The sequence below is a fragment of the Streptomyces sp. NPDC002868 genome, from assembly GCF_055563295.1.
In genome coordinates this window covers 1-1,149 of the sequence record NZ_JBVHDR010000094.1, presented here as the reverse complement: position 1 = coordinate 1,149, position 1,149 = coordinate 1, and the positions used below count along the sequence as shown (strand labels likewise).

Here is a 1,149-nt window from a genome sequence, read left to right as displayed (position 1 = left end):
TACTGACCTTTCCGTTGAGTTGTCGGGGATGACATCGCTTGATCCCTGCGGTAGTTCGTGGGCATGAGGTATCCGCAGGGTGGTGGCCTCACTCCGCAGGGCCAGGCTGCGCGGGAGCGCGTGCGCATGCTCGCGGCCGACAGCTTCGGGCGGGGTGAGAAGCACGCGGTGATAGCAAAGAGTCTGCGGGTCAGCCTGCGGTCGGTGGAACGATGGCGCAGGTCCTGGCGGGAGGGAGGGCGCGGGGCGCTGGGCGCGTCGGGCCCTGCGAAGCGGCCGAAGGTCGACGACGGTGGCTTCGCCGTGCTTGAGCCGATCTTGTTGGAAGGCGCGATGGCCCAGGGCTGGGCAGATGAGCGCTGGACGCTGACACGGGTACGACTGCTGATCGCCGATGAGCTGGGCGTGTCTCTGTCGATCCGAGGCGTGTGGGAGCTGTTGCGGCGTCAGGGCTGGTCGTGTCAGCAGCCTGCGCGGCGAGCGGTCGAACGTGACGATGCGGCGGTGGCCAGCTGGGTGAGGGAGTCCTGGCCCCGGGCAAAGCCACCGTGGCGGCGCTCGGGGCATGGCTGGTCTTCGAGGATGAAGCCGCCGTCTCGATGACGTCGCACCGGGCACGCACCTGGGCACCGAGAGGCGACACACCTGTGGTCCGGTTCAACGGCGCCTCCCGCGGCCGCATCTCCATGGCCGCGCTGGTCTGCTTCAAGTCCGGCCAGCGCAGCCGGTTGATCTACCGTCCTCGCATCCAGGGCCATCACCGAGGTGCCCACCGTGGCTTCACCTGGCAGGACTACCGTGATCTTCTCGTGCGGGCTCACCTTCAGCTCGGCGGTCCCGTCGTGGTGGTCTGGGACAACTCTGAATGTTCATCGATGCGGTCGATTACGTGAGTACGCGGCGGAGCACGACTGGCTCACCATCGTCCAGTTGCCCAGTTACGCCCCCGACCTCAATCCGGTCGAGGGCATTTGGTCGTTGCTCCGGCGCAGCACTACCGCCAACGTCGTCTTCCGCGACCGCGACCACCTTGTCCAAGCCGTCCGCGGCGGCCTGCGCCGCATCCAACGACGCACCGACCTCATCGACGGTTGCCTCGCCGAAACCGGCCTCTCGCTCGACACGACAGCTCAACGGAAAGTTCAGTAG

The 1,149-nt window shown here is 67.0% G+C and carries 1 pseudogene; it reads left to right on the top strand.

What is annotated here, in order from left to right:
- Nucleotides 1-63 precede the first annotated feature (63 nt).
- Nucleotides 64-1,149, top strand: a pseudogene (locus tag ACZ3H8_RS40855) (IS630 family transposase).